The sequence below is a fragment of the Phyllobacterium sp. UNC302MFCol5.2 genome (assembly GCF_000686005.1).
GTDB classification, from domain to species: domain Bacteria; phylum Pseudomonadota; class Alphaproteobacteria; order Rhizobiales; family Rhizobiaceae; genus Phyllobacterium; species Phyllobacterium pellucidum.
In genome coordinates this window covers 123,338-148,611 of sequence record NZ_JMLL01000017.1, presented here as the reverse complement: position 1 = coordinate 148,611, position 25,274 = coordinate 123,338, and the positions used below count along the sequence as shown (strand labels likewise).

Sequence of the window (25,274 nt, the reverse complement as noted above, 5' to 3'; positions counted from 1 at the left end):
GGCGCGATTGCCAGACCACCAAAGCCCTATCTGGCGTCTGCAAGAGCGCGATGCATTCGCTCGAGGAAGATCAGCACAGTCTGCTTGCGGTCGAGATTGTAGGCAGCGGCGTCCCTCGCCTCGTTCTGCATCTCGTTCCAGAGGTTGGACCACCTGCTTGCCCTTGCGGTATCGCCCTGCTCTGCCGCCAGACGTGCCTTGAGCGCGATCCGGTCGAAGAGACCTTCCAGAAAGAGATCGTACTGGATTTCAGCTTCGCGGGCCGATAGCGCCGAGGCCAGCGCATGCGCCTTCGGCACATCGAATACGGCCTTGGCGAGAACGCCTTCCACGGCCTCCGCAATTTCAAGGCCGCCGAACGCCAGAAGCAACGCCGCCTTGCGCACGCTGCCATAGGCTTGCTCAACGAGCGTCTCGACATCGCCGGCTTGCGCGGAATCGAGCTTAATTGCGCTTAGCGCCGATATCAGATCGTTCCGCTCCAGCGGCTCAAACCGTAGCGACTGGCAGCGCGATCGGATCGTCGGCAGCAGACGGCCGGATGAATGCGATATCAGAACGAAGAGTGTTCGCTGCGGCGGCTCTTCCAGCGTCTTCAACAAGGCATTGGCGGCATTGCGGTTCATGTCATCTGCGGGATCGACGATGACAATGCGCCAGGAACCGTCATGCGATGTCCGGTTGAGGAAATGCGTGACCCTTCTGATCTCGTCGATGGTGATGCCGGTCTTGAACTTGCCCGTCTTGGCATCGACCGGCCGCGTGATGTGCAAGAGCGCAAGGTGCGTGCCGCTCGCAATCTGCCGGTAAGGCGCAACCGTGAAATCCGGCTCGGCAAGTGCCGGCGGCGCAGCGTGAGCTTGCGGATTGCTGAGCATGTGCCCGGCGAGATGGAAGGCAAGCGTTGCCTTGCCGACCCCCTGCGGTCCCTCCAGGAGAAGAGCATGGTGCATATGGCCGGATTGATAGGCCTGCGCCAGAAACGATCTAATCACCTCGTGTCCGAACAGGGCAGAATTGGCAGAGGGTGACGGGACACCGTCTATTGTGTCATGGGTAGCCGGAACGTCGAGGATCGCGTCGGTCATCGTGCCACCTCGGCAGTCCGGACAGCTTTCATGCCCCGGCTTGCCTTGAGGTCGTCGACAAGCTCGGCGATCTGGCGGGCAATCTCGCCTGCCGGCCGGTCGCCGGCGATCACCTTGCAGCGCTCGGGTTCGGCATCGGCAATTGCGAGATAGGCATCGCGCCGCTTGGCATGCATTTCGACCGTTTCCTTCTCGAAGCGGTCGGCGGTGCCCTCGCCGCGTCGCGCGTTGGCGCGCTGGAGACCGACCTCCGCCGGCAGGTCGAGAATGATCGTAAGATCTGGCACCAGCCCGTTGATTGCCACCTTCTCGATGGCGTGCATGAGATCAGGGTCGAGGTCGCCCGTCACACCCTGATAGACCCGGCTCGAATCGATATAGCGGTCGCAGAGCACCATCCGGCCCGACCGGAGCGCCGGACGCATGACCTGCTCCACATGATCATTGCGGGCCGCAGCGAAAAGCAGCGCTTCCATCGCGGGCCCGAATGGCTCCGCCGCACCGCTCAAGATGACGTGACGCAGTGCCTCGGCGCCGGGTGAGCCGCCGGGCTCGCGCGTCGCCAGTACGTCATCGCCGCCTGCGCGCAGATGTTCGGCCAGCCGCGCAATCTGCGTTGATTTGCCAGCGCCCTCGCCGCCTTCGAATGTAATGAATAGTCCTTGCACGCCGCCGCCGTCTTTCGATGCAGAGTCATTTTAAAGATGGTTCTAGCGCCCGCAAATTAAAAGGTCGAGGCGTGTTCAGAACTTGAGTTGCCTCGTCCAGCCCGTGGTCAGCTCCAGCATCGCATCAATGCTGCGCTTCTTCAGATCGCCGGTCTCCACGGCCTCGGCCGTGAACACGGGCGTTTCCTGGACAAGCTCGTCGCCAATCCAGATGCGCAACACGCCCGCCTCTTCCCCCGCCTTTATGGGCGCCACAAGCGGTCCCTTGTAGACAACATGCGCCTTCAGCCGGTCGCGATTAGCAACAGGAACCAGCAGGCTGATTTTTTCGGTTGCTTTCAGCGGTACGCTGGACTTCGTGCCGCCAAAGACACTCGCTTCCCCGATCGTTTCGCCCGCAGCAAAGATATCGATTTCCTCGAACGCCTGATAGGCCCACTCGAAGATGCGCTTTGCCTCTTCGGCCCGCTCCTTGTCGCTGGCAAGCCCGCTCAAGGCAACGACATAACGCCGGCCGCCGTGCTCCGTGGCGCCGACAATGCCGTATCCCGACTGTTCGGTGTAGCCGGTGCCCATGCCGTCCGCACCAATATCAAGGCGGAGCAGCGGGTTGCGATTGCGCTGGAAGATATTGTTCCAGGTAAAATTGTCCTGCGCATAGGTGTGATAGAATTCGGGATAGCTGCGCTTTATATGGCGGGCAAGCGCGACGAGGTCAGTCAGCGAAACGCGCTGCTTCAGATCCGGCAATCCCGTGGAGTTGACGAAGGTGGAGCTGTTGAGCCCCAGTTCCTTCGCCCGCGCATTCATCATTTCGGCGAATTTTTCCTCCGAGCCGGCAATGCCTTCGGCAAGGATAATGCAGCCATCATTGGCCGACTGAACGATAACGCCCTGTATGAGATCGCCGACGCTGACCGCCGATTTGAGCTTGGCGAACATGGTTGACCCACCCGATGGTGCACCACCCGTGCGCCAGGCGTGTTCGCTGACCGTATACTGCGTCGAAAGGTTGATCCTCCCGGCCTGCAACTCATGGAATACGACTTCCATCGTCATCAGTTTGGCGAGCGCTGCAGGCTCGATGAGAGTCTCCGGCATTTTGGAATAGAGCACCGTACCGGTCTGGTCTTCGACCATCAACGCCTGCTTGGCCTTGGTGTCAAATAGCTGCTCCTGCGCATCGGCAGCGAAGCCTGCGACCATTACCACTGCAATGCCAAGGACAATAGAACGGATGGGCGCTTTCAACGCGACGACAAGGCGTCGGCAATCAGTTCCCGTCATCGCGAACGACAAATGCATCGCCTGCCCCGGCCGCCCAGGCGGCCTTGAGCAACCGGTCGGTATTCTTTCCGGAATCGGCACGGGCAATGAGCTCTATCCTGCGCCCTTCAGGGCTGGCGACTTCGGTCATCTCGACTTTGCCGAACGCCGAAAGGGCCGCGACCATCCGTCCGGCCGCGCTCTTGCTGGCAAACAGGCCGATCTCGACATATTCGCCGGATGATCTGCTGACGACCGCCCCGTTCATGCTCTTCCATGAAGAGGAAATCGCCGACGAGGAGAGAATGCCTGTAGTCGCCTCGATCGGCGCATTGGCGGTTTCAATACGCTCACTGGCATAGGAACTGACGAATGGCGATCCCGCCTTGCCGCCCTTCAGCGAGCCGATAAGGATCGTCGGCTTGTCGTCGATATAGGGCCCAACCAAGGGCAAGACCGGGTCGATATCGATACTGAAGTTCATGGCTGCCGCCATCGGCACAGGCTGCGGCTGGCCCCCGTCGATCCGCGCCGCCTGTTGCTCAAGCGAAAATGCCTGATTGCCAAGGCTGGCCACCTGGATGCCGGCGGGCTGTTGCGGCTGCATGCCGGGTATCGGCATCGGCGCGCGCCGCGTCGGCGTGCCGCCGTTCATGGCGATCATCACTCCGGATGCCGGCTGGCCGTAAGGATCGACGCCAGGCGCGTGATATGAAGCCATGAGGAAGCTGTCATCATTGCCTTCGAGCGGTGCACGGCCAACATATTCGACCTTGACGCTAGCGGTGCCTGTGTCGTGGTAGTCCAGCACCATCGCGGCCTTCTGCGAAAGATCGATGAGGCGGTCGGAATGATAGGGTCCGCGATCATTGACGCGGACGATGACAGAACTGCCATTGGAAAGGTTGGTGACGCGCGCATAGCTGGGCAGCGGCATTGTCGGGTGCGCCGCCGTCAGCCGGGACGTGTCGTAAATTTCGCCATTGGCGGTCAGGCGGCCATGAAACGCAGAGCCGTACCAGGACGCCTTGCCCTGGCGCCGATAGCCTGGCTCTTCCTTGGGATAGTACCACTTGCCGGCAACCTTGTAGGGCTGGCCGACAAGATTGCGGCCGCCGCCGCGCGGAATGTGGCGCAGATCGGTTACGACCCGCGGGCTCGCCTTCACGCCATAGGCGGATTCGGCGAAATATTCCTTGGGGTGCTGCTTGCGTGCGACTGTCACTTTAGGGGAAGCACAGGCGGTCATCAGAGCGCCCACGGCAACAACCCCCACAACTTGAAAAGCTTTGGCTTTTGACAATGTTGACCATCGGCCGCGCGGACCGTCCCCAGGAATGGTAATGTATCGATAGCAGATCAGAACGTTGACGCAAACCCCGACGCCCATCCGGGATGCACCAATATGAAATTGCCACTGATAGGTTGATAGGCCCTTAACAGGCCCTATAGTGCGGCAAGCCTATCAAAAATATGGATATTTCCATGAGTCGCATATCTGCAATCGACTATGCCGCCGCTTCCCCCGAAACACGCGCCGAACACGACCGTGAGCTGCAATTACGCGGGCGGATGACCAACATGAAGCGCATAATGCTGCATTCTCCGGTCGCCCACCGCATTTATGCCGAGTGGTTCACGTTGCGCGATTTGCTGCGGCCGGCCTTGAGCGACCGGGAAATATGGCTCCTGTCGCTGGCGATTTCCGAAGCGAGCCAGGCGCGCGTTCCCGCCACCTTTTTTCGCCGGGCCTTGATCGAGTCCGGACTGGAACTGGAAGCCGTGGTGCCGACGGCCCGCGAAGAAGCGCTGATCGATTTCGGAAGGGCCATTGTCGTAAATTCCAATGCCGTAGCGGACGAATTGTGGAACAAGCTCGCTGCCAGCTATGATGAAGCCACGCTCGTCAACCTCGTCGCCTTTGTGGGGATCATGATTGCGACGACCATTTTCACCAATGTCGTCAATGTGGATCTCGATCCCGAGCTTGCGCGCTACGCCGCAGCCGGCGATAGCGCGGCCTCTTGAAGATCAGTCGCGAAGGGTCGTTACGAATTGCGCGTCGCCACGCAGCGTGTTGGAAACAGTGCAGATTTCCTCGGCTTTTCCGACGATCTGGCGACGCGTGCCGGGGTCGAGATCGCCATCAATCTCTATGTCGATGTTAAACGACGCAACGCGGGATGGCTCCTCATGCGCCTTTTCGCCCGTTACATGGACACGCACTCCCGCAAGCTTTTCCGAGACACCGAGCTTGTTTGCCGCAATCCGCGCGCTGAGCGCGATGCATGCCGAGAGTGACGCGTAAAGCAGATCAAGGGGATTGAACCCCGGCTGCGAGACAGAAGTGACGATGTTGATTTCGCCGCCTGTCTCGGACGTTACAACCGGCAGTTCCTTGCCCTTGAGCACTGCCGTGGCCCCAACGGCCCTGGTGCGGATCTTGAGTTCTGACATCTGCGGCTTCCCACTATGTTACCGTTGCGCTTCCTCTACTTTGAAGGCACGCTGTAGGACAAGTCCACGGCAAAAGATGCGGCGCAACCGTTGACGCGGCAATGCGAAGAGCTATAAAAGCCGCGTCGATGCTTCGAGGCGAATTTTATATAGTTTCGCTCGCTGTGCTGAGGCTGGAAGAGTGGCCGAGTGGTTTAAGGCAACGGTCTTGAAAACCGTCGTGCGGGGAACCGTACCGTGAGTTCGAATCTCACCTCTTCCGCCATAGCATCCGATCTAAGCCATTTATTTAACGATATAATCCACCGATACGCGTGTCGGCTCGCACGGAGCAATGCTGGAGCCGATCGCCTATCCCACTCCGTCGCTCTCAAGCTTTAAGGGTAGCGGCCTCAACCAGATCACCCTCCGCTCAAGCAAAGGTGAAGGCGATCGCATACCATTCCTGATTTTTGAGCTTATTCTCGTATCATCCAAAACTTCAGGAGGCAGCGATGCGACTTTATATTGTTGCGTTCCTCGCATTGGCGTTGAGCGGGTGTGTCACGAGCAATCCACAAGACGGCGGCGGAATACCCCGGCATGCGTCATGGGCAGGACAGAATTGATCGCTACCAAGCGAAGTTCAAACCTCAATACACGCCGTTAACACCTTGCTTGAAAACAAGAAACATCACTGTCCCTTGAACGCGCGGCTGAACTGATCGGCGAGCGGCTTGGCAAGAAATGACAGCGCCGTGCGCTCTTCTGTCGAAACGAAGACCTCGACCGGCATGCCGGGCAGAAGCTTCCCGTCACCGAGCTTTTCCAGTTCATCTGCCGGAACGATGACGTCGGCAAGATAATAGACCTGATCCGAACGAATGTAGGTTACATAATTGCCATCCTGGACCGCTTTCATGCGCGGTGTTTTGTTGCCGCGACTGCACTTAGGCAGGCGCCATCCCCCTCCCGCGACTTGTTTTTCTTGACCAGACCCGGATCTCCGGGACAAACTCACCAAAAACGTCGACACGAGTTTCGATAGTCGGATGATGTGGTGGGGGGAGCGAACTTGGTAGTTCGGAAGGTCCGGTCAATTACAAAAACCTTGGTCAAGAGAGTTTCGGGACTTTTGGCCTTATCGCCAACATGACCTATGACCTCAACCACGAGGGTGGGCGGTTCGGTATCGGCAAGCTCGTACGGTACTGGCAACGCCTTGATCTAAAATCGCAATTCCTCGTCGTAGCCGCGCTCATCCTCTTGGGATCCATGGCGATCCTTGGAGAATGGCTGAGTTCCCAGATTGCGGCCAACCAGTTGCGGAGCCGGGCAGAATCGGGGGCCCTTTACATGGAAGGATTCCTTGCCCGCCATGTCGACGAGGAAAATGGCAGGCCGCTGGTCGTTCCGGAAAAGCAGAAGGAACTCGATGACCTTCTAATCGGCACGGATCTTGCGAAGCGAGTGGAAGGCTTCAGAATCTGGGACAAGGACGGAACTGTTGTCTACACCACAGACAAGTCACTTATGGGAAAACGGCTGCCATCCGAGGACATTGAACGGGCGTTCGCCGGAACCGTCGTCGCTCAACTCGAAGAGCACCATGACGATCAGGGTATCGCCAACGAGCAAACGGCGCGTCCGCTGATCGAAATCTACGCACCTATCTACCGACCCGGCAACCATGATGTGATCGCGGTTGGAGAGCTATACGAGGAAGCGGAGGATTTCATTGCCCAGCGATCGCGCGTCCAGCGAAGCACATGGGCACTGGTCGGGGCGACGACCTTGACGATCATGGCCCTGCTTTACCTGATCGTGCGGCGCGCCAGCGGCATTATCAATACGCAGCGTGAAACCTTGAAATCGCAGTTGGAGAACGCGCAAGCGCTTGCCGATCAGAACCGTGCACTGCGCAGAACCGCCGACAAGGCGCGCATGGATGCATCAAAGTCCAACGAAACTCTGCTCAATCGTATCGGTTCGGATCTGCATGATGGTCCCGTCCAGGTCTTAAGCCTGCTGATCCTGCGCCTCGGGCAAACGTCGGGCGCAGGCAACCAGCGGGATGAGCTCGACCCGTCGCGGCTTGCGAGCCAGGTACTCAGTGAACTGCGCGAGCTCTCGACGGGTCTCGTGCTGCCGGAACTTGAAAACCTGTCCATCGAAGCAGCGCTCAAGCTCGCAGCGCAACGCCACGAATACGCGACAGGGTCAATTGTCGCGGCACATTACGAGAATCTGCCGGAAAAGGTCGCGCATCCGCTGAAAATATGTCTTTACCGGGTCGTGCAGGAGGGGCTCAACAACGCCTATCGCCATGCTGGAGCCCGCGGACAGCGGGTAGAAGTGAGCGCCGATGGCAGCGTCATCACCGTCACTGTTAGCGACAAGGGCCCCAGCCCCGACCAGCCAATTGCTTCAGCCGGGCGACGGCATCCACTCGGACTTCAGGGCATTCGCAACCGGGTGGAGGCATTTGGCGGCACGGTGCGGATCGTGCATGAACCGGGTGCAGGCACCAGCCTTATTGTCGCCGTTCCCCTGGAAAGCAACAGCGCCTAGGCATTGGAATCGCTTCGACTAATGACGCGAAACGGATTCGCGCTCGTCGCGGCTGGCGACCTCTAGTTTCTGCGCGGCGATCAGCACTTCAAGACGGTTTCGCGCATGCAGCTTCTGCATGAGGATCGTCATATAGTTCTTGACCGTCTTTTCGCCTATGCCGAGCCCGATCGCGATCTCACGATTGGTACGGCCCCGGAGCAGAAGGCTTACGATCTGTTCTTCACGGATGCTGAGCTTGATCGGTCCCGCAGCCCTCTTGCGCAGGGAGGCGATGCGCAGTGCTTCGATGACTTTGATTGCGAAAGCCGGCGTAATGTAGGTTTCGCCCGAATGGGCGGCACGCACGCCCTCAATGAGCTCATCGGCGCTGCTGCCCTTGAGAACGTAGCCCTTTGCACCGGCGTGCAGCGCGCGCACAGCATAGTCGCTGCCAGTCATCGCAGTGAACGCCACAACCTTGGTGCCTCCCGGATTTGCGCCTATCTCGCTGATGACTTCAAAGACATTGCCCGGCATGTAAAGGTCGAGAACCATGACATCGGGACGCAATTGCCGGCTGATCTGGAGTGCGTCATCGGCCGACGCGCCCTTGGCCACAACCGAAAATTCTGAGTTGGTTTCGAAGAGATTGACGACGCCTGCAAGCATGAGCGGATGGTCATCGACCAGCGCAACAGAAATTGGCACCATAGTGACTTCGCCCCCCTTTTGCCTTTGCGGCTTTGGGCGATATTAGGCGCCTGTTCTTCGATTCTGTCCCGTACCCAATTAGGATTACGCATCGGATTGCTTATTTTATACAACCAGTGAACGGTTCGCGGAGTTCATCCGGATGGATAACTTTCATTTGTTGCCGAGGAATAAGATCATCGCCTCTAACAAATAGTGCTCGCAATGTGGGCGCCGTCCGATCGAGGCAAGGATATGCGCATTCTCAATATCATTCAGTGCACTGAACTCGGTGGCATGGAGCAGGCCTCGCTGCGGCTGATGCAATGCCTTCAGGATCGCGGCCACGAGATTAAAGTCATATCGCTCAATCCGCTCGGTGCCCTCAAGGAGCATTTGGACAAGTCAGGCATCGAGGCGGTCGGGATGGAGTATCGGGGCGCCCTGGGTTGGCGCAGCCTGCCCACGCTTTACCGGATCCTGCGGGGCGAGCGGGCAGATGCCCTGATGATGACGGGGAGCAATCTCCTGGCAATGCTGACGCTGGGCGGCATTGCGCGCGGTCGCCGCCTGCTCGCCATGCATTTCCACCATTCGGTGCGTCCCGATTGGCAGTGGAAGCTTTTCTATGGTTTGGCAAAGCGCCGCTTCGATGCAATCAGTTACCCGTCGGATTTTGTACGGCTCGAGGCTGAAACCATCGTCCCTTCTGTCAAATCCATAACCCGCACGATCCGCAATCCGCTGGCGGTGCCGGAAAAGGCTTCTGCGGAGGATAAGGCGGCCGCACGGCGACGGTACGGGTTGCCGCCACAAGCCAAAATCGTCGGCAATGCCGGCTGGCTTATCGATCGCAAGCGGTTTGACGTGTTCTTGCGAACCGCCGCGGTCGTTGCCGTAAAGCGGCCCGACGTGCGTTTCGCCATCGCGGGTTCTGGTCCCGAAAATGAGAAGCTGCAGGCTCTGGCGCAGGAACTCGGTATCGCCGACCGTATCCATTGGCTCGGCTGGATTGCGGATATGCGCGACTTCTATCTCAGCCTGGATGTCCTGCTGTTCAATTCCGATTGGGATGCCTTCGGCAATACGCCGGTCGAGGCGATGACCTACGGCATCCCGGTGGTATCGTCCGTGATGCACGGCGGTCTCGGCGAAGTGATTACCGACAGGCGCTACGGGTACCTGATCGCCGAGCACGATCCTGAGCGGTTGGGTTCCGCGATCGTCGAGACCATCGATCAGCCGGATGATGCCAACGCCGAGAACGGACGCTTCCGGGCCGTGACCTTGAGCGATCCCGCGCGCATCGCAATCGAGGTCGAAAAAATCCTGCAAGGACAAATAGCGGAGCTTTCGGTACCCGAGCCCACGCGGATCTTGTCGTCCTGAGAGAATGGCCCAATGATCTCGATGGGTTGCCAGGGCTTCCCCATACCCATCCCTGTCTTGGTTGCAAATCAGCCCACTACAGGCGAACCGACGTGGCGTGAAGCCCGACGCGGCACATCGCGCACCGCTTCATCCTTTTAGGGCGATTGTCAGCATGGCCGATCTGTTGGATGATTGGTGATCGAATAATAATGACGGGGGAAAAACCTCATGCGCCTGACAGCTTTCAATTGTTTCACCGTATTCACAATCGGCGTCAGCCTCGGCGTAACGCTGGGCTTGCTCCACATCTAGCGACTTCGGCCCCTGCAAGCGCAAATATTGGGGTCAAACGCGTCGCCTTCTAGGCATTTCAGGCGAATCGGCTCAAAATCCGATCACTGACATTGGCGTCTTGAAGGATGACCGGAATGAAACTGAGCTTCGAAGAGTTCGTAGAATCGCGGGACTATTGCGACGATCTTTTCGCTGTAGGCCTGTGCGACGGTGAAGGCTATGTCTATGCTGACGGTCTTTGCTGCATTGAGAAAAGCGGCGCGGTCTTCCTGCTCCACCATGGCGGGCGCACGCAACACGCTGCCGATATTGCGACGCTCGAACGCGAGCTGTACCGTCTGGTGCAGGTGGCTGAAGCGGCCTGAGCAGCTGAGGTATCTGCACTCCCGTCCAGAAGACCCATTCATTCGAGCTAGAGATTTTGGCTGGATGGTTGTCCACCCGCAATAAGCGTAAGCTCCCCTACTGATCACATTCTTTGGGGAGGGAATCGTGAAAAGCCATCTCATCTTTATCGTCCCGGTTTGCGCCTTCATCGTCAGCGCACCGATGCCGGGTGAATCGGCCAACAAGCCGCGATCAATTGCCGCCTGCAGCGCAGCGCTCCAGAAAAAGGGGCTCACACCGCCCGCTGCTTCCGCGGTCACCACCAATTTCGGCAAGGGCATGTGGATGACGATCCAGGGCAAGGCCAACGGCAACACGCCCTTCGTCTGCAAGACCCATCACAACAGCGTCATTTCTCTCACCATCGATGGATGATCACGACGGAAGATCACGCCTTTCGCGGCGTTGTCTTTACCTGATGCCCGCTGATATCGGCGCCCGCGGAATTTGAGAACCGCATGTTCCAGACCGTTGCGGTGATGGAGATCGCCGTGACGATGATGAAAGCGACCGAGAAGTCGCCGAGTTCCGGCACATCGTGGTCGCGCGCAAGCATTGATCCGTGCAGCGCAAGCGCGCCGACACAAATCCCCAGCGACAGCATCAACTGCTGGAACGTCGTATAGAAACTGGTCGCCGAACTCATCTGATCGCGTCCGATCTCGTCATAGGCGACCGTATTATAAGCCGTGAACTGAAACGACATGAAGAAGCCGCAGAAATAGAGAATGACGAAGATCAGCGGCAGCGGCCAATCCGGTCGGAACGCCGCGCACAGCGCATAGCCGAATGTCGAGATTATGCCGTTGACTATGAGGCTGTTGCGGAAGCCGAACCGCCTCAGGATCTTTGGTGCAACCGCCTTCATCGTCATCGACCCGAGTGCCGTCGCGATGACGATCGCGCCGGCCGATGCGGCGGAGAGGTTGAAGCCAAGCTGCAACATCAGCGGCAGCAGGAACGGCTGCGCGCCCTGCGTGATACGGGTCAGCGATCCCGCGACCACCGAGGCGCTGAAGCTTGGAATGCGCATCAACGAAAAATCGAGAATGGGCGACGGGTGCCGCCGCGCATGACGCAGATAGGCAATGCCGGCCATTGCGCCGACTGCGACCAGCGACGCCGCAAGGCCGGCCTCGCCGCTGCGGCTTGCCATTTCGAAGCCGAAAAGCAGGGAGCCAAGCGATATGCCGGAAAGGACCAGGCCCGTCCAGTCAAAGGGCGCCCGCGCTTCGCCCTTGAAGTCCTCTATGAACAGGCTGACGAGGATGAAGCCCAGTATGCCAATCGGGACATTGATGTAGAAAATCCAGCGCCAGTCGAGGTAGGTCACGATCAAGCCGCCAACAGGCGGACCGAGGATCGGGCCGATCAGTGCCGGTACCAGCAACCACGACATGGCCTGGACGAGATTCTTGCGCTCGACGCTGCGCATCAGTACCAGACGGCCCACCGGCATCATCATGGCGCCCCCAAGGCCCTGCACCAGTCTCGCAAAGACGAGGAAAGTGAGGTTCGGCGCGAAGGCGCAAAGGACAGAACCCAGGATGAATACGCCGATGGCCGTGCGGAAAACGGTGCGGGATCCGAACCGGTCGGCAACCCGGCCACTCGCCGGTATGAAAATGGCAAGGCTCAAAAGATAAGATGTGAGCGCGATGCTCATCGCCGGCGCGCTGACGCCGAAATCACGCGCCATTGTCGGCAGCGCCGTTGCAAGCACCGTAGCATCGAGTTGCTCCATGAACATGGCACTGGCAATGATCATCGCAATGATACGGAAGTTCGGCGCCGGTCTCTGATGCGCGCCTTGAGAGGTCGCAGCAACATGACAAGTCTGATCCGACATTTTTGAGACAGCTCTTTCGATTGGGACCGATTGCGCCGCGACGGCTCAACGGCTGGGAAGACGCGCTGGGGCTCGCAGGAACGGAATTGATATATTAGCGCGCGGCTGCAAAGGCCATAGGGTTTTTTGAAATCCGCTCCAGGCTTCGGTAACAAAATCGTGCGCAGAGCACCGCCGCTCAAACCAGATCGTCGGCGGACTCTGCTGTCCGTGCCGCGTCGAGCGCGCGCATGGCGGCAAAGAGCGCTTCCCTGTCCTGCTGATGCGCGTCGAACAAGGCGACAAAGACGGGATTGGTGATCTCGTGCGGTCGGGGTGCCGCCTTGGCCCGCTCCAGGCTCGCGTCGGCAGCGCGTCTTGCCGCTTCGACATGTTTGCTCGCACGCTCGACGGCAGATACGCCTTTTCGCGGTGCGCGCTCCTGCTCACGCGCTTTGCTTGAACGCATGTCGAGTCCTGCGAGCAATGATTGCACGAGCGGGGCGCTGGCAATATCGGAGGTCATGGGTTCAGCCGTTCTGCAGTTCATGTGTTTTCGTGAGGTTGAGCAGCTTGTGATTTTCCTTAATCTATAAGGTCGCGACAACGCCCGGAACGTATATCCGATCAAAATTCGCCGCGAATGGAGCAAGCGATTCCCGCGAGCGGAGCGGTTCTGAAATTGAATTGCAAAGCGGCGTTTCGCCGAATACTGCGTGGGCGCTTCGAATAAACCACCTCTCAAAGTGTTCTTTAGGTCGCACGTTCCCTTCCAGCGGAGACTGATCTCATGAGCAACATCTTCAACATACTCTACCGGCAGGTGCCTGCCGCCCTGCTTGGCGCCGGACTTGCGATCGCGATGCTTCCTGGCGCAAGCCTCGCCGCGGGAGGCGGAGGCAGCGACGATGCAGCAACGACGCCGACCTGTCCCAAGGGCAAGGTTTACGAAAAGAAGTCGAAGAAATGCGTCGATAAGACCACCAGCAATGTTCCGGACGAAGATCGCACCGAATATGCCTATACGCTGGCCAAGGCCGGCCGCTACCAGGAAGCGCTCGACATGCTCGATACATTGAAGGATCCTAACACCAAGGAGGCGCTTAACTATCGAGGCTATGCGACACGCAAGCTCGGCCGCACCGATGAGGGCATCTCCTGGTACAAAAAGTCGGTCGCGCTCGATCCGAAATACGCGAAAGTTCGCGAATATCTCGGCGAAGCCTATGTCATCAAGGGCCAGATCGACCTCGCCAAGGAACAGTTGACGACGATCAAATCGATCTGCGGGACAAGTTGCGAAGAATATCGCGACCTGCACGAGGCAATCGAAAAGCCCTCTAAAATCTGACCCCGATCACGCGCGGCTTTAGGAAAACAGCATGAGCGGCATGCCGGGTTCACCAAAGGAGCACAAAGTGCCTGTCGCTCATCTTCAACTTTATGCTTATAGTCGCCCGGACACGGGCGCATCATCGCTGCCCGACGTTCGCAAAGAACGAGTTGGCGCGGAGGCAATCATCGCGAGCGAACACGAAATCAGGGCGAGTTTGAGCCAGCACCTCGCTCGGCTCTGGCGCTATGGGATCGTGCTGTCACGTCAGCGCGACGTGGCCGACGATCTCGTCCAGGCAACATGCGTGCGTGCCCTTGAGCGGGCGAACCAGTTTACCAGCGGCACGCGCCTCGACCGCTGGTTGTTTTCTATCCTGCATTCAATTTGGCTGAACGAAGTGCGCTCGCGCCGCATTCGTATGGGCAACGGCTTCGTTGATGCAGACCTGACGCTGACATTCGACGGTGAACAGGATACCGAAACCCATGTTATGGCCAATCAGGTTTTGCGCAAGGTCAACGCCCTGCCCGAAGCGCAAAGAACGGCCGTGTTTCTTGCCTATGTCGAGGGCCTCTCCTACCGCGAAGTCGCAGATGTGCTGGATGTTCCGATTGGCACGGTCATGAGCCGCCTTGCTGCTGCTCGGGCGAAACTTGCCGAGAACATGGACGAGGACGCGGTTGCCAGACGGACGAAAGGGGGCAGTTGATGAGCGAACACAAGCACCCTGAAATGCCCTCCGACGAACTATTGGTTGCTTTCCTCGATGGCGAACTTACTGGCGAGGAACGGCGGCGTATCGGAGCCCTGGTCGAGAGCGATCCTGAGGTGGCTGCGCGCTATGAATTCCTTTCGCGCAGCGAGATGCCATTCTACGACGCGTTCGTTCCGCTGTTGGAAAACGCACCTGCTTCCGATCTGGAAGCGATACTTGCGCGCCTGCCCTTACCCAACGCCGCCGAGCCAAGGGGCCAAAACTGGACACGCCGCGGTTTGCTCGCTGCAGCAGTTGCATCTGTTTTTGTCGGCGTCGCGATCGATCGCGCCTATCTGCGGATCAAGGACGATCACGAGGAAGCAGACGGTTCGGAATGGCGTTCGGTCGTCGCCGAATACCTCAGTCTCTATACCGCCGATACGCTGGCGGATCTCGCAAACGATCCGGGCGTGCAGACAGTGCAATTGCAGTTGATAAGCGACAGGCTCGGCCTTCAATTGCCTGCCTCCGCTTTGACGCTTCCCGATATACCGCTCAAGCGCGCGCAGCTTCTGCAATATGACGGCAGGCCGCTTGGTCAGCTTGCTTTTCTCGATCCGGAGCACGGACCGCTTGCACTGTGCATCGTCAAGTCTTCACGCGGCGCCTTCGCGCCGCAGGTCGAAAAGCGCTACGGCATGAATGTGGTTTACTGGGCCGATGCCGCCCATGGCTACATGCTCGTCGGTCGCAACCCTGTCGATCAGTTGAGCGGGCTTGCCGAAAAGCTACGCACCGCCATCAGCGCCTGAGCGAAAATCAGCGTGGGTATTTTCTCGGCTTTCGGCTAGTCTACCGGGTCTGTGCCGTTGACCCTGGGAGGAAACGTCATGAGCCCGGCTGCAGCCTTTACGGGCGACGATTCACGTTTAAGCCACGTGCGCGGCCCAAACGAGCCGCCGCTTCTCGACAAGACCATATCGCAGGCGCTCGATGATGCTACAGAGCGCTGGGGGGATGTCGATGCTCTCGTTGCCGTACATCAGGGCGTTCGCTTGACATATCGTGAGCTCAAGGCAAGGGCGGACGCATTTGCGGCTGGGCTGATCGCCCTTGGCATGGAGCCTGGCGAACGAATTGGCATCTGGTCTCCCAACCGCGCCGAATGGACCGTGACGCAGTTTGCCGCCGCCCGAGCCGGCTTGATCCTCGTCAACGTCAATCCCGCCTACCGCCTGTCGGAACTCGAATTCACGCTGAACAAAGTCGGCGTCAAGGCGCTTGTCGCCCCCGAGCGTTTCAAGTCCAGCGAATATGCGGAAATGGTGGAAACGCTTGCACCTGAAATTCGTGCGGGACATGCGATCGTTTCAAAAAAGTTGCCCCATCTGCGGCACGTGATCAGTATTGGTGAAGGAAAGCGTCCGGGTTGGCTTGCATTCGACGCCGTGCCCGCATTTGCAGAAAGAGAACACCACGTCGAACTGGAGCGTCGGCACAGGGCCATCAGTCCGAAGGACGCAGTCAATATCCAGTTCACCAGTGGAACCACAGGTCTGCCAAAGGGCGCAACGCTTTCCCACCGCAATATTCTCAACAACGGGTTCTTTGTCGGCCGCAGCGTCGGTCTCCAGCCCGGTGACCGCCTCTGCATACCGGTACCGCTTTATCACTGCTTCGGCATGGTCATGGCCAATCTTGGCTGCGTCGCGCATGGCGCAACCATGGTCTACCCTTCCGACGGGTTCGATGCGCTCGCCGTGCTGCAGGCGGTCGAGACAGAGCGCTGCACCGCGCTTTACGGCGTGCCGACGATGTTCATCGCCGAACTCGGCCATCCGGAATTCGACAAATTCGACCTCTCCTCCTTGCGCACCGGTTGCATGGCAGGTTCGCCCTGCCCGATCGAGATCATGAAACAGGTAATCGAGCGCATGCACATGCGCGACGTCACCATCGCCTACGGCATGACCGAAACGAGCCCGGTCAGCTTTCAGAGTTCGGCCGAAGACCCGGTGTCGCGCCGCGTTTCGACCATCGGGCGTGTCCAGCCGCATCTCGAATGCAAGGTAATCGACACGGACGGCCACACCGTGCCGCGCGGCACCCCTGGCGAGCTCTGCACCCGGGGCTACTCGGTGATGATCGGTTATTGGGACGATGCGGAGAAAACCGCTGAAGCCATTGATGCGGATGGCTGGATGCACACCGGCGATCTCGCGACCATTGACGAAGAAGGCTACGGCAACATAGTCGGCCGTCAGAAGGACATGGTGGTTCGTGGCGGCGAGAATATCTATCCTCGCGAGGTCGAGGAATTCCTTTTCCGCCACGTAAAGGTGAAGGACGTGACCGTCGTCGGTGTTCCCGACCTGAAATACGGCGAGGAACTATGTGCCTGGATTGTCCTGAAGGCCGGCGAGACGGGAACCGAGGAGGAAATCCGCATGTTCTGCCAAGGACAGATCGCGCATTACAAGGTGCCGCGCTACGTCCGTTTCGTTGAAGCGTTTCCGCTAACGGTGACCGGCAAGATCCAGAAATTCCTCATCCGCCGACAAATGGCGGATGAGCTTGGGGTCGAAGATCAGAAGACCGCTTGATCAATTGTCGATGAAATCGCGGACGGCCTTGTTGTAGCCTTCCGGATCCTGCACCATGGCGAAGTGGCTGGCATTGTCGAGAATGATCAGCTTCGCGCCAGGTATGGTCTTGGCCATGTAATCGGTATGCTCGCGGGTGATCGCCTCGTCATGATCGCCAAGCACGATGGCAATGGGCGTATTGATCTTTTTCAGATCGTCGTCGGTCCAGTTCGGCTGGCTCGCCCACATTCCGCTAATCTGCTCGACAAAGGCGTCGTACTGGTCCGGAGTCGGCGAAATCTTCTTATAGACCTGCCCCGCGTGATCTATGTAGCCGGCAAACGTTTTGTTCTGCATGACGTCCGGCTTCACACCGTCGACCTTCGTATTTGCCGCCTGGGCAAAGACCTTCGTCAGCTTCTCGGGATGCTTCATGGCGATATCGATACCGATGATACCGCCGTCGCTCCAGCCGACGATCGCCGCCTTGTCGACCTTGAGATAATCCAGAAGGGCGACGTAGTCGGAAGCCATGAGATCGTAGCTATAGGGATCGGCGGTGCGCGTCGAGCGCCCATGTCCGCGGCTTTCAGCAACGATGACCATGTGGTCCTTGGAAAGATCGGCCACTTGCGCACCCCAGATATCGGCATAGCCGAGGCCACCATGGATAAGCAGGACGGGCGGTCCCTTGCCGTAAACGGCATAATACATCTCGATACCGTTTACCGGGGCCTTGCCGCTCTTGTCTGCCTTCGGCATCGGTTGCGGCTCGGGAAGCTGTTCCCACCGTTCCGCGGCGAAAACACTGGTGGCAAGAGCGAAAAGAACTGCAAGAGAGTAGATCAACGACTTGAAGTGCATGATTGTCCTCCTGATTGTCGTAACAATACTCCAGGTTGAAGATCAGCATGTTTACCATGCACTTGCAATCACAGCATGAAAAGCAAAAGGCGGCCCGTCAGAGCCGCCTTTCTCATTTGCAAAGAATTTGATCTTATTTGGCGACGTGCCAAACACCGCCGACGCCTTCGCCGCTCATATCGCCGGCCTTCTTGTCCTTGGCAAACATGTAAAGCGGCTTGCCATCATAGGCCCACATTTCCTTGCCGTCGGCGTCCTTGACGAGCGACCACTCGCCTTCCGCCTTTGCGCCGCTATCGGCATGGAAAGCCGGCCAGTTCTTCAGGCATTTCGCATCACAGTTGGATTTGCCCTTTGCATCCTTGTCGAACGTATAAAGCGTCATGCCCTTGGGGGTCGTCATAACCTTCCCCATCTTTGTATCCATCATCTTCACCGGTTCTGCAGCGAAGACAGACAGGCTCGTGGCTGCAAGTATTCCCATTGCTACGAGTATAGTCCGCATTTTATGTACTCCCTCTTCAGGGTTGCCGGCAGAATGTCGGCAGAGCCCGTTTTCTTGGCGAACCAAGCCGCTCGCCTCTGTTCAAACAATGCGCCAAATTCTGATCGGAATTGAGGCAGTTGACGCGCGGGATGGGTCACCTGCTATAACGCCTTGCGGCGGTCGGCCGTTCCTCCCACATGTCTTTGAACACGCGAGCCGGCGCTATTATTCAGAGGGCCTTGCGAAATAGCACTACCCTAGATAAGCCGGAAATGGCTTACCACTTTACCCGCAGGCCGATATTGCCCTCGACAATCTCTTGATGTGGCCCATCGACGTCGAAAGTGTAATCGGCCACAGCGAAGGCGCTGACATTCTTGGTGAAATCGTGGGTTACGCCAGCGCCAAGTTCGAGCGACGTTGATTCGAGCTCGGTGTTGATCGCATCCGCGCCGAACAGAACAGAATCTGTCCCGCTGAAGTTGTGCCAGAGATTGGCCTTCAAATAGGGCTGAAACAGGCCGGAGGCCGTCTCGTATTTGCCCTGCAGGCGGAACCCGACGCGGCCGATATACCCATCGTCGGTTTCGAACGATACATCGGAAAAGGCATCGGACTGATCGTCGAGCGACAAATGCTGCCAGATCAGTTGCGCTTCCGGCTCGATATTCCAGCTCTGCGTGAGCGCGAATGGATAGCCGCCCTCAAGCGAGGCCGTGATGCCCGTTCCGTCGATATCAACGCCAATATCGCGCGACGACGTAGAATCCCCGTTGAACCACGAGCCCATCAGCACGGCGTCGACATACCAGCCGGACGGGCCAATATGAGTCCAATAGCCGCCAAAGCTGGTGGTATCGACATTCATCGAACCGACCTGGAGATTTTTCCAGCCGACGGCTTCGCCCTTTATGTCGGCATCGAAGTTGGAATAGCCGAAGAACAGTCCGGCCATGTCATAGTGTCCGCCATTGCTTTCATGGCCGAGGATATCGAGGCCGGCTTGAATACCGTAAAGATGTCCGTCGACAGATGGATTGACAGTACCGTTCCAACTTTGATCGGTCGATTGGCCAAAAGCCCTGCCCCAACCTGCGGAAAAATTCGAATTCGACGTAGCGATACTCTGTTCGCCGCGCCGTTCGTGGAAAGTTCCGAGCGTGGCGAGCGCGGTTTCCCGCACTGCCGGCGGGACGACCGAATAGGTCGGAACCTCGATACGATAGAGCGGGATGGCCTCGGTTGGATCATCGGCAACGATGGGCGTTGCGCCAGGCGTGGGCGGTTCAACTCCCGGTGCCGGCGGCAGGATGATTTCCTCTCCCGGTTCTTCGACGGCGGGATCGGGATCGATCGGCGGCGCCGGTGGTTCCGATCCGGGAATGAGCGCCGAGCGCAGGTACCAGTTTTCATCCGAACCTGCCGAAACGCCACCTCTAAAGAGCGCATATTCAAAGGCGCCGGCTGCCACCGCATTGCTTAGGCCGAACGCCGTGCCGGCCGTGGTCGCACCGTTGATCGCCTGCACGACGAGGATACCATCCTGCCGGGTTGCCGCCCCCGGACCATCGAGGTTGGTGACGGCGAGCCCTGTCGTCCCGCTTGCTGCGCCGCCCGAAATGACAAGTTTGTCCGCGGGCGAAGCGTCGTCCCCGAGGACCGTCTGCAGGCGAATGGCGCCGCCGCCGCCGGTATAATTGCCGATGACAGTGAAGGTATCCGTTGCTCCGCTGGTGCCATTGGTGAGATCGATGACGCCGGCATTGGTGAGCGAAACTGGCCGGACACCATCGAAAGGCGCGATCGCTGCATTGACGCCGTTACCGGCAAGGAGCGTACTGCTGTCATCTATCGAGAAACTGCCGGTGCCCGTGCCGCTATCGCCAAGAATGAACGTGCTGTCGAGCGTGAATACCGAGCCCGCAGTTAGAGCCACGTTTTCCCAGTTCACATAGCGAGCGGATGTGGTCGCGGTCGTGCTAGCGAATGTCAGCGTATCGGTGCCAGCACCGCCGTTCAGCAACGGCGTTGAGGAAAGCACAGCGTCAGTCAGGTTTTGCAGGGTTCCAGTGTCATTGCCGCCGCCGAGGCTTATGGCACCGCCGATCGTGCCTGCTGTGGTCCAGGTGAACTGGTCGTTTCCCGTCCCGGTCGTCAACGTGCTGCCGATCGATCCACCCGAGACAAAGACGCGATTATCACCAATGCCGAGGTCTACGAAGGTACCAATCGAACCGCCTGACAATATCAAAAGGTCGCGCCCTTGCGCGGCGATCACAAACCGGTCGATCGTGCCCCCCGACATGCGCATTTCATTGTTGGCCTGTTCGAGATTGACCTCCCCGATCTGACCTCCGGTCATCGTAAAAAAGTCACCGGCAAAAAACTGCCCGATGATTCGTCCGCCAGAGACGACTGCCGTATCGAGTTCGCTGCCTTGCTCGACGCGCTGGACTGTGCCCCCGGTCATTTTGAACGTATCGACGCCGGCGCCCTGGGTTATCGTTCCGTTGACGAAGCCTCCCCTCAATTCGACGGTGTCATTGCCTGCACCGGTGTCGAGGTTGCCCTGTATGGTGCCGGATTCGATGAAGACCGAATCCGCGCCCGCGCCGAATACGACCGGACCGTTGATAAACCCCGTTCCGCGAGCCGGCATGATGAGGGTGTTGTTGCCGCCCGTATCGATCAGCGGTCCGCCGACACCGCTGTCGCACGTATAAGTATTGTTGCCGGGATTTGGGACGAGGACACAAGCCGCTTGGGCCGATTGGCCCGATAATAGAATGGTGGGAAGTGAGATAATGGAGGGCCAGAGAAGTCGTGTGCGTACACCATGAAACTTCATGCTTCCCCTCACCTGACAATAGTAGCTGGCATAGCTTGACTGCTATGCTGGCTCCTTGGAAGAATGCTCCAGACGCAACCTATATTTCACCAGCATGCTCTACAACCGCAGGTTTCAGTTCGCGCCGCGCTGTGACAAATATGGCGCAATTGGGCAACGCCAAAGCATATGGGTCACGTTTTGGCCTCCATCGATTGATTTGACTGACACAGCATGTTTCGTTGTAATTGGAATGATCAGAATGCCGTTGAATGCTGGAGCACCGAAGATGGACCGCTACGAAACCTTCGCAACCTGGATCTTTATCGTCTTCGGGGCGTTGATCGTAGCCGGCCTGATGGCGTTCGCGATTGCGACCGGCGATAAGCCGGCCTTCCTGTTCGCACTAGCTTCGGGCTGCTCCGCCTTCTTCCTTGGCTTTGCTGTAATCTTCGACCAGCCGCGCCTTTACGGGCTTATTCTTTTTGTCTCGGTCGCGCTCATCGGCTGTTCGATAACCGCAATCGTTACGTGACGCCTCTCATTTCCGGGACTGCGGCGCGATCTGACGATAAGCGCCATGCCAGTAGAGCAGCGGCTCGGCATTTGCGCGCAGTGTGATTGCTCTTACCCTGCCGATCAAAATGCCATGCGAATGCCGTTCGATCGCGTCATCGAGTTCGCAATCAAGCACGGTCAGGGCATGAGCGAGCGCCAAGGTGCCCGTCGAAAGTTCCAGCCATTCGGCATCCTTGTAGCGGTCGATCCCCTTTCGCCCGCCGCGCCCGGAGAAACTCTCGGCCACGTGGCGTTGGTCGTGGGCTAGAACGTTCACGCAAAACGTGCCGTGGCGCTGCAGCACCGGCCAGGAGGACGAATCGCGATTGAGACTGACGATCACCGAAGCGGGATCGACCGCCAGCGATGAAACCGATGTTGCGGTAAATCCGGTTCGGTCGTCGCCGCGACCGACGGTAACGACGCTCACGGCACCGGCGAGATGCCGCATGGAATCCTTGAACAGGTCTGGTTCAACGGAAAGCTCGCGGCGGGCCGCGCCCGCTCCCGAATAAAATACGGACATACTTTCCTCATCATAGGTTGGTCGCGGATCGCGAATGAAGGTCGTGCCGCAATTGCACCACACCAGGCACCCGGGCAGCCAGCTTTTGCTTTGCGCCCGATACAACCATTTGGCGATTTTGTTTTGCCTATCCCGACAGTTTGGAGAAATCCAATCTAGTGAGACGCTTTAGACGACTGTCTTGGTAGAGATATCCGCTTTTGACTTGGAGGGTTCAGACGAAATTTAATCCTACCGAACACAGCCGGGGCGCAAAACCCTACCGGAGGGCAGCCGCAAATCGTAATCTCTATCGTGTTAATCGTGTAATCAATGCGTCAAGATAGGCACATGACCAAACGGAGAATCGGTTCCTCATGGCCTCCATCGACTTCGCCCAGCGCACAACCCTGGCCCGGCCCGCTCGCCGATTTGTCCGGGAACGAGCGCCCGGTATCCTGCTTTTTGCAACAGCAGTCGCTTTTCACCTGGCGATCCTGTTCAACCTGCTGCCGGCCTGACCATCCGTTCGAATTTTCCTTGCCTCTTTAATTCATTCCTGATGTGACAATGTCTGCTCCATGCCTGTTTGCGCCGATGACGTTCGGCGACCTTTCCCTCTCGAACCGCATCGTCATGGCTCCGATGACGCGCCGACGCGCGCTGCACGGCAAGATCCCCAGCGAACTCAACGCCCTTTATTATCGCCAGCGTGCCGGCGCCGGACTGATCATTTCGGAATCAATCGAAGTCGATCCGTTCAGCACAATCGATGTTCCGACGAGGCCGGGGCTCACCAATTCAGCCCAGGAATCCGGCTGGCGCCTGGTGACTGATGCCGTTCACGGCGCCGGCGGAAAGATCTTCGCCCAATTGTCGCATATGGGACGCACGGCCCATCCTTCGCAATTGCTTGACGGCAGGCAACCGGTGGGACCATCGGCACTCGCCGCATCCGGGACTATCTACACGTCGACAGGTCCCGAGCCTTACGCCACACCGCACGCGCTCGAAATCCCGGAAATAGGCACGATCGTCGCCGAGTTTGCGGCCGCCGCAAGACGGGCGCGATCAGCGGGTTTCGATGGTATCGAGATCCATGGCGCCAATGGCTATCTGATCGATCAGTTCTTGCGCGACAGCAGCAATATCCGGACCGATCGTTATGGCGGCTCGGTCAGTAACCGGACTCGCCTCCTCATCGAGATCATCGCTGCAACCCAGATGCATTGGCCGGCCGCCCGCGTTGGCGTCCGTCTATCCCCGACAAATACCTATCAGGGGATGAGCGACAGCGATCCTGTGGGCAATTTCGCCGGGATTGCCGCGTTGCTCGATCCGCTCGGACTGGCCTACCTTCACATCGTCGAGCCGATAGTGCAGTCGATTGGCCAGCCGCGGACATTGAAAGGCATTCGCGATACATTCGGCGGAACGCTCATTGTTGCCGGTGGCTATGGGCGCGCTGACGCAGAAAACGTGCTGGCGTCGGGCGCTGCTGATCTCGTTGCCGTGGGCGAGGCCTTCATTGCCAACCCCGATCTGCCGGAACGGTGGCGACTGAGCGCGGGTCTTAGTGCAGCAGACAAATCCACCTTCTATACGTCCGGTGAACGGGGCTACACCGACTACCCGCCCTTGAGCGCAGCAACCGATTAGAAGATTTTTTAGAAAATTCCGGAACCAAGTTCGCGATCTCGCGTTTTAAATGTACTGGTTCCCCCAAACCAGCCCTTGGCTAACCCACAAGCCAAAATGGCCCAATCCTCATGCCCCTTGAGGATTGGGCTTTCTGCATGTACCGTCCCCGGCACAAGTGGAGGTAGAGATGTCGATTGAAAATGCCAGACATGCGATCGAAGCCGCGATCCATAGCGGTGATTTCAAAGGCATGGGCGTTGCTGTCTTTAAGGCAATCAATGCCTTGGAAGAACGAATTAAACATCTGGAAGAAGAAGTAGAGCGTCTAAAACGTTCATCGAAATAACGTTATCGGCATCTATTTCTTGAAATTCGCGATACTTGTGGTAGCATCTCCACAAGTTGAGTGTAGCGGTGCCTTGAGCCTGAGCCGCACTGAAACGACGCGCGATATTTTTATCCAGAATCCAGTTTGCTAGAGCCAAATCAAGCCTCAACCCGCGAAACCCCTACCGTCAAGGCAGGGGTTTTGCTTGTGTAGGAAGAGCTGGATTGAAGGCGTATAAACCTTGCTTCCACTGCCGCTCTCCCCCCACGACAAGATACTTAATTCTCTTCTACGATGGCCTGAATATCTGTCGTCGAATGGTTCGTCAGGGTCTTGGGGATTTCGACCACCACCCGGTCCGACACTTCCTTGTGGAACTCCTGACGCATCTCTCCGAGCATAAGCGGAGGCGCGACGATGACGAGTTTCTCAAACTCACCCTTGTGAGCGTGGGCATAGAGTGTGTCAGCGATTTCCTTGGCAAAGCGTTTCTTCGCCATTTCATGCCAATCGGTGTCGTCGACCGCCGCACGGCCAAGGCCGGGTCCGCTGGAAAATCGCCCGGGCTTGTCGGTGCCCTGCTCGCGTGTAGCCGGATTGGCCTGGCTCAACTGGTGAATAATGCCAAGCTGAACATTGTTCATATCGTTCTTGTTGCGCAGAAAAAGTGCCTTTTCTCCGTCGGCAACCAGAACCCAGGTCTGGCGGTTCAAAATGACCTTCACCATCGCGGACTCCGACTGATATGTTGTCATCTGGAATTCCTTTTTACTGGAGTTTCGTGTGGTTGGAAATGTGCACAATGACCAAGCGAGTTCTTTAGCTGATGCCTGGTGGTGGTGCGGCGAGGACGTTGGTCAACGGG

Annotated in this window: 27 protein-coding genes and 1 tRNA gene; 14 read left to right on the top strand and 14 right to left on the bottom strand. The window is 58.2% G+C overall.

Features of this window, described 5'->3' with window-relative positions; translation table 11 throughout:
* Positions 1–26: 26 nt before the first annotated feature.
* The 4 genes from BR48_RS0122020 to BR48_RS26815 all read right to left on the bottom strand — a co-directional run bounded on the left by BR48_RS0122020 (position 27) and on the right by BR48_RS26815 (position 4,271).
* Positions 27–1,088, bottom strand: coding sequence for a DNA polymerase III subunit delta' (locus BR48_RS0122020; RefSeq protein WP_027233285.1), 1,062 nt, complete (start codon positions 1,086–1,088; stop codon positions 27–29).
* The gene (gene tmk, locus BR48_RS0122015; RefSeq protein WP_027233284.1) at positions 1,085–1,756 is read right to left on the bottom strand and encodes a dTMP kinase; all 672 of its coding nucleotides are present in this window, start codon (positions 1,754–1,756) and stop codon (positions 1,085–1,087) included. The genes BR48_RS0122020 and tmk overlap by 4 nt, the downstream gene beginning before the upstream one ends.
* Positions 1,757–1,831: 75 nt before the next feature.
* Positions 1,832–2,962 carry a D-alanyl-D-alanine carboxypeptidase family protein gene (locus BR48_RS0122010; protein ID WP_036815277.1) on the bottom strand — a complete coding sequence of 377 codons (1,131 nt, stop codon included), beginning with the start codon at positions 2,960–2,962 and terminating at the stop codon, positions 1,832–1,834.
* Between the two features lie 67 nt (positions 2,963–3,029).
* Positions 3,030–4,271 (bottom strand): septal ring lytic transglycosylase RlpA family protein, encoded by a 1,242-nt coding sequence (locus BR48_RS26815; protein WP_051615400.1) that lies wholly within the window; start codon positions 4,269–4,271, stop codon positions 3,030–3,032.
* 236 nt (positions 4,272–4,507) lie between these two features.
* Between BR48_RS26815 and BR48_RS0122000 the strand changes: the two genes are divergently transcribed.
* A complete protein-coding gene (locus BR48_RS0122000) occupies positions 4,508–5,050 on the top strand; it encodes a hypothetical protein (protein WP_027233281.1) in 543 nt (180 codons plus the stop codon).
* A gap of 3 nt (positions 5,051–5,053) precedes the next feature.
* Here BR48_RS0122000 and BR48_RS0121995 read toward each other — a convergent pair whose 3' ends face one another.
* Positions 5,054–5,479 carry an OsmC family protein gene (locus BR48_RS0121995; protein ID WP_027233280.1) on the bottom strand — a complete coding sequence of 142 codons (426 nt, stop codon included), beginning with the start codon at positions 5,477–5,479 and terminating at the stop codon, positions 5,054–5,056.
* A 175-nt stretch (positions 5,480–5,654) separates the two neighbouring features.
* Here BR48_RS0121995 and BR48_RS0121990 point away from each other — a divergent pair.
* Positions 5,655–5,744 (top strand) — tRNA-Ser (locus tag BR48_RS0121990).
* 408 nt (positions 5,745–6,152) lie between these two features.
* Here BR48_RS0121990 and BR48_RS0121985 read toward each other — a convergent pair.
* Positions 6,153–6,380: an efflux RND transporter periplasmic adaptor subunit gene (locus BR48_RS0121985; protein WP_027233279.1), complete on the bottom strand. Its 228-nt coding sequence runs from the start codon at positions 6,378–6,380 to the stop codon at positions 6,153–6,155.
* Positions 6,381–6,610: 230 nt separating this feature from the next.
* Between BR48_RS0121985 and BR48_RS0121980 the strand changes: the two genes are divergently transcribed.
* Positions 6,611–8,029 (top strand): ATP-binding protein, encoded by a 1,419-nt coding sequence (locus BR48_RS0121980; RefSeq protein ID WP_027233278.1) that lies wholly within the window; start codon positions 6,611–6,613, stop codon positions 8,027–8,029.
* A gap of 18 nt (positions 8,030–8,047) precedes the next feature.
* Here the strand turns inward: BR48_RS0121980 and BR48_RS0121975 are convergent, their stop codons facing one another.
* A complete protein-coding gene (locus tag BR48_RS0121975) occupies positions 8,048–8,722 on the bottom strand; it encodes a response regulator transcription factor (protein WP_027233277.1) in 675 nt (224 codons plus the stop codon).
* 234 nt (positions 8,723–8,956) lie between these two features.
* Here BR48_RS0121975 and BR48_RS0121970 point away from each other — a divergent pair, with 234 nt between their 5' ends.
* The 3 genes from BR48_RS0121970 (at position 8,957) to BR48_RS0121955 (ending at position 11,128) form a co-directional block, all read left to right on the top strand.
* Positions 8,957–10,090 (top strand): glycosyltransferase, encoded by a 1,134-nt coding sequence (locus BR48_RS0121970; protein WP_197030382.1) that lies wholly within the window; start codon positions 8,957–8,959, stop codon positions 10,088–10,090.
* A 410-nt stretch (positions 10,091–10,500) separates the two neighbouring features.
* Positions 10,501–10,731, top strand: a complete 231-nt coding sequence (locus BR48_RS0121960; RefSeq protein WP_027233275.1) for a hypothetical protein — start codon at positions 10,501–10,503, stop codon at positions 10,729–10,731.
* Positions 10,732–10,858: 127 nt separating this feature from the next.
* On the top strand, positions 10,859–11,128 hold the full coding sequence (locus tag BR48_RS0121955) for a hypothetical protein (RefSeq protein ID WP_027233274.1): 270 nt from the start codon (positions 10,859–10,861) through the stop codon (positions 11,126–11,128).
* 13 nt (positions 11,129–11,141) lie between these two features.
* Here BR48_RS0121955 and BR48_RS0121950 read toward each other — a convergent pair whose 3' ends face one another.
* Complete coding sequence (locus BR48_RS0121950; RefSeq protein ID WP_027233273.1) at positions 11,142–12,602, bottom strand: DHA2 family efflux MFS transporter permease subunit; 1,461 nt, start codon at positions 12,600–12,602, stop codon at positions 11,142–11,144.
* Positions 12,603–12,780: 178 nt separating this feature from the next.
* Entirely contained in the window at positions 12,781–13,050 is a 270-nt protein-coding gene (locus BR48_RS25615; protein ID WP_155810952.1) for a hypothetical protein, read from the bottom strand.
* 393 nt (positions 13,051–13,443) lie between these two features.
* Between BR48_RS25615 and BR48_RS0121940 the strand changes: the two genes are divergently transcribed.
* The 4 genes from BR48_RS0121940 (at position 13,444) to BR48_RS0121925 (ending at position 17,217) form a co-directional block, all read left to right on the top strand.
* A complete protein-coding gene (locus tag BR48_RS0121940; protein ID WP_139217680.1) occupies positions 13,444–13,932 on the top strand; it encodes a tetratricopeptide repeat protein in 489 nt (162 codons plus the stop codon).
* 40 nt (positions 13,933–13,972) lie between these two features.
* Entirely contained in the window at positions 13,973–14,626 is a 654-nt protein-coding gene (locus tag BR48_RS25255; protein ID WP_051615397.1) for an RNA polymerase sigma factor, read from the top strand.
* The gene (locus BR48_RS0121930; RefSeq protein WP_051615379.1) at positions 14,626–15,426 is read left to right on the top strand and encodes a hypothetical protein; all 801 of its coding nucleotides are present in this window, start codon (positions 14,626–14,628) and stop codon (positions 15,424–15,426) included. Before BR48_RS25255 ends, BR48_RS0121930 begins: the two co-directional genes overlap by 1 nt.
* A gap of 78 nt (positions 15,427–15,504) precedes the next feature.
* Positions 15,505–17,217 (top strand): AMP-binding protein, encoded by a 1,713-nt coding sequence (locus BR48_RS0121925; protein ID WP_051615378.1) that lies wholly within the window; start codon positions 15,505–15,507, stop codon positions 17,215–17,217.
* Here BR48_RS0121925 and BR48_RS0121920 read toward each other — a convergent pair whose 3' ends face one another.
* The 3 genes from BR48_RS0121920 to BR48_RS0121910 form a co-directional block, all read right to left on the bottom strand.
* A complete protein-coding gene (locus tag BR48_RS0121920) occupies positions 17,218–18,063 on the bottom strand; it encodes an alpha/beta hydrolase (protein ID WP_027233269.1) in 846 nt (281 codons plus the stop codon).
* A 133-nt stretch (positions 18,064–18,196) separates the two neighbouring features.
* Positions 18,197–18,568: a hypothetical protein gene (locus BR48_RS0121915; protein WP_027233268.1), complete on the bottom strand. Its 372-nt coding sequence runs from the start codon at positions 18,566–18,568 to the stop codon at positions 18,197–18,199.
* A gap of 259 nt (positions 18,569–18,827) precedes the next feature.
* Positions 18,828–21,398, bottom strand: coding sequence for an autotransporter outer membrane beta-barrel domain-containing protein (locus BR48_RS0121910; protein WP_027233267.1), 2,571 nt, complete (start codon positions 21,396–21,398; stop codon positions 18,828–18,830).
* Between the two features lie 268 nt (positions 21,399–21,666).
* Here BR48_RS0121910 and BR48_RS0121905 point away from each other — a divergent pair, with 268 nt between their 5' ends.
* Positions 21,667–21,912 carry a hypothetical protein gene (locus BR48_RS0121905; RefSeq protein ID WP_027233266.1) on the top strand — a complete coding sequence of 82 codons (246 nt, stop codon included), beginning with the start codon at positions 21,667–21,669 and terminating at the stop codon, positions 21,910–21,912.
* Between the two features lie 6 nt (positions 21,913–21,918).
* Here the strand turns inward: BR48_RS0121905 and BR48_RS0121900 are convergent, their stop codons facing one another.
* Complete coding sequence (locus BR48_RS0121900) at positions 21,919–22,386, bottom strand: flavin reductase family protein (RefSeq protein WP_245273684.1); 468 nt, start codon at positions 22,384–22,386, stop codon at positions 21,919–21,921.
* A gap of 431 nt (positions 22,387–22,817) precedes the next feature.
* On the opposite strand from BR48_RS0121900, the gene BR48_RS26390 reads away from it, so the two are divergent.
* From BR48_RS26390 to BR48_RS26385, 3 genes are all read left to right on the top strand, one after another.
* Positions 22,818–22,961: a hypothetical protein gene (locus BR48_RS26390; protein WP_155810951.1), complete on the top strand. Its 144-nt coding sequence runs from the start codon at positions 22,818–22,820 to the stop codon at positions 22,959–22,961.
* 49 nt (positions 22,962–23,010) lie between these two features.
* Complete coding sequence (locus BR48_RS0121890) at positions 23,011–24,099, top strand: alkene reductase (RefSeq protein ID WP_027233264.1); 1,089 nt, start codon at positions 23,011–23,013, stop codon at positions 24,097–24,099.
* Between the two features lie 169 nt (positions 24,100–24,268).
* Positions 24,269–24,427, top strand: a complete 159-nt coding sequence (locus BR48_RS26385; RefSeq protein ID WP_153667455.1) for a hypothetical protein — start codon at positions 24,269–24,271, stop codon at positions 24,425–24,427.
* Positions 24,428–24,687: 260 nt separating this feature from the next.
* On the opposite strand, the gene BR48_RS0121880 is transcribed toward BR48_RS26385, so the two are convergent.
* On the bottom strand, positions 24,688–25,164 hold the full coding sequence (locus BR48_RS0121880) for a host attachment family protein (RefSeq protein WP_228018319.1): 477 nt from the start codon (positions 25,162–25,164) through the stop codon (positions 24,688–24,690).
* Positions 25,165–25,274: the final 110 nt, after the last annotated feature.